Annotated in this window: 1 protein-coding gene; it reads left to right on the forward strand. The window is 71.6% G+C overall.

Annotated elements, in window-relative coordinates; all coding sequences use genetic code 11:
• A partial coding sequence (locus AN218_RS07150) for an Ig-like domain-containing protein (RefSeq protein WP_079131901.1) occupies positions 1–3,348 on the forward strand: 3,348 nt, incomplete at its 5' end.
• Between the last annotated feature and the right edge of the window lie 171 nt (positions 3,349–3,519).

Below are 3,519 nucleotides of genomic sequence, written 5' to 3' on the forward strand. Positions count from 1 at the left end.
GGACTCAACGAGACCGCCACCCTCGACGCCACCGGACAGGCGTGCGTCACGACCGACGTCCTCGCCACCGGCACGGTCACGGCGACGTACAACGGCGACGCGTGCCACAACCCGGCGACCGGGACGGTCGCGGTCACGGTCGGCACCGCGGCGAGCACCACCACCGTCACCGCCGACCCGGACCCGTCGGTCTGCGGCGAGAGCGTCGAGATCTGCGCGACCGTCACCATCGATCCGCCCGGCTCCGGAACACCCACGGGAACGGTCACCTTCACCGGGCCCGGCGGGCTCAACGAGACGGTGCCGGTGGACGCCACCGGGCAGGCGTGCACGACCAGTTCGACGCTCGCCACGGGCACCGTCACGGCGACGTACAGCGGTGACACCTGCGCCGCGCCCTCGACCGGCTCGACGGCCGTCACGGTCGACGCCGCCGCCACCGCCACGACCGTGACCGCCGACCCCGACCCCTCCGTCTGCGGTCAGGACGTCGAGATCTGCGCGACGGTCACCACCACACCGCCCGGTACGGGCACTCCGACCGGCACGGTGACGTTCACCGGACCCGGCGGACTCAACCAGACCGTGACCCTGGACGCCGCCGGACAGGCGTGCCTGACCACCGACGTGCTGACCACGGGCACCGTCACCGCGACGTACAACGGCGACAGCCCCTGCTTCGCCGGCTCGGTCGGTACGGCGGCGGTCACCGTGAACCCGGCGGACGCCGAGGTCGTGGTCACCGCGGACCCCGACCCGTCCGTCTGCGGCGAGGACGTCGAGATCTGCGCGACGGTCACGACGGTGCCGCCCGGCTCCGGCACCCCAACCGGGACGGTGACCTTCACCGGACCCGGCGGGCTCAACGAGACGGTGGCGCTGGACGCCACCGGGCAGGCGTGCACCACCAGTTCGACGCTCGCCACGGGCACCGTCACAGCGGCCTACAGCGGCGACGCGTGCCACGACCCGGCGACGGGGACGGTCGCGGTCACGGTCGACACCGCGGACACCACGACCACGGTCACGGCCGACCCGGATCCGTCGGTCTGCGGGGAGAGCGTCGAGATCTGCGCGACGGTCACCATCGATCCGCCCGGCTCCGGCACTCCGACCGGGACGGTGACCTTCACCGGACCCGGCGGGCTGAACCAGACCGCCACTCTGGACGCCACCGGACAGGCCTGCGTCACCACCACGACGCTCGCCACGGGAACGGTCACGGCGACGTACAACGGCGACACCTGCGCCGCACCCTCGACCGGCTCGACGGCCGTCACCGTCGACGCCGCCTCCACCGCCACGACGGTGACCGCCGACCCCGACCCCTCCGTCTGCGGCGAAGCGGTCGAACTGTGCGCCACCGTCACGACGTTGGCGCCCGGAACGGGCACGCCCACGGGGACGGTGACCTTCACCGGACCCGGCGGACTGAACCAGACGATCCCCGTCGACGCGAGCGGTCAGGCCTGTGTCACCACCGATGTGCTGACCACGGGCACCGTCACCGCGACCTACAACGGCGACAGCCCCTGCTTCGCCGGTTCGTCGGGGACCGTCGCGGTCACCGTGGGGCAGGGCCCCACCACCACGGCGGTGGTCGCCACTCCGGCGACGTCGGTCTGCGGCGAGGACGTCGAGCTGTGCGCGACGGTCACCACCGGGACGCCGGGGGCTCCCACGCCCACCGGGACGGTCACCTTCACCGGCCCCGGCGGACTCAACGAGACCGCCACCCTGGACGCGACCGGACAGGCGTGCGTCACGACCGACATCCTGACCACCGGGACGGTCACCGCGACCTACAACGGCGATGCGTGCTCGGCCGGTTCGAGCGGTACGGCGGCGGTCACCGTCAACCCCGCGAGCACGACGACGGCGGTCACGGCGACACCCGACCCGTCCGTCTGCGGGCAGAGCGTCACGGTCTGCGCGACCGTCACCACCACTCCGCCCGGTACGGGCACACCCACCGGAACGGTGACCTTCACGGGACCCGGCGGGCTGAACCAGACCGTCACGGTCAACGGCAGCGGCCAGGCATGCTTCACCTCAACCACCCTGGCCACCGGCACCATCACCGCCACCTACAACGGCGACACCTGCCACAGCACCTCGACCGGAACCGTCGCCGTCACGGTCGCCACGGCCGACACCACCACCGCCGTCACGGCGACCCCCAACCCGTCCGCCTGCGGCCAGAGCGTCACGGTCTGCGCCACCGTCACCACCACACCGCCCGGAACCGGCACACCCACCGGAACGGTCACCTTCACCGGACCCGGCGGACTCAACCAGACCGTCACGGTCAACGGCAGCGGCCAAGCCTGCTTCACCTCAACCACCCTGGCCACCGGCACCATCACCGCCACCTACAACGGCGACACCTGCCACGCCACGTCGACCGGAACCGTCGTCGTCACCGTGAACTCCGCGAGCACGACGACGGCGGTCACCGCGACGCCCAACCCGTCCGTCTGCGGGCAGAGCGTGACCGTCTGCGCGACCGTCACCACCACACCGCCCGGTACGGGCACACCCACCGGAACGGTCACCTTCACCGGACCCGGCGGACTCAACCAGACCGTGGCAGTGAACGGCAGCGGCCAAGCCTGCTTCACCTCAACCACCCTGGCCACCGGCACCATCACCGCCACCTACAACGGCGACGCGTGCCACAGCACTTCGACCGGCACCGTGGCCGTGACCGTCAACCGGTCGTCCTCGACCACGACGGTGACCGCGACTCCGAACCCGTCGGCCTGCGGGCAGAGCGTGACGGTGTGCGCCACCGTGGCCGCCGGCGCGCCCGGTTCGGGCACGCCGACCGGGACGGTGACCTTCACCGGACCCGGCGGGCTCAGCCAGACCGTGCCGGTCAACGGCAGCGGCCAGGCGTGCTTCACCTCGACGAGTCTGGCCAGCGGGACGATCACCGCCACCTACAGCGGTGACACCTGCTTCCTCGGCTCCTCGGGCACGGTCGTGATCACCGCGAACAGCAGGGCCACCACGATGACGGCCACTCCGGCGCAGATCCGGCTGCGGGCGAACGGTTCGCTCGTCATCCCGGCCATCAGCGCCACGCTGCGGGAGACCGGGACGAACGCCCCGGTCGTCGGACAGACGGTGGTCTTCGTCGCCAACTCCGCGACGGGACCTGTGGTGTTGGGAAGCGCTGTCACCGACGCCTCCGGTGTGGCGACCCTGGCACCGCCCAATCTGACCGTTCCCGGCACGATCCTCTCCGCGCGCACATATCGGGCGTCCTTCGCGGGGGCGGCCTGCCTGGATCCGTCCTCGGCGACGGGCACGCTCACCTTCGTGCCGGCGCCGATCCTGCCCTGACCCCTTTCCCCGAAGAGATCACCGAAGAGATCAGCGAAAAGATCATCGAAGAGATCGAGAAAGGATCATCGACAGGAACCACGGGCACGTTCCACCGACACGTACCGCCGACATCCGTCGGGCTTCACCCGACACCCCGCACGAATCCGCGCCGGGCCGCCGCCAGCGGCC

It is taken from the genome of Streptomyces nanshensis (genome assembly GCF_001751255.1).
Lineage (GTDB): Bacteria > Actinomycetota > Actinomycetes > Streptomycetales > Streptomycetaceae > Streptomyces > Streptomyces nanshensis_A.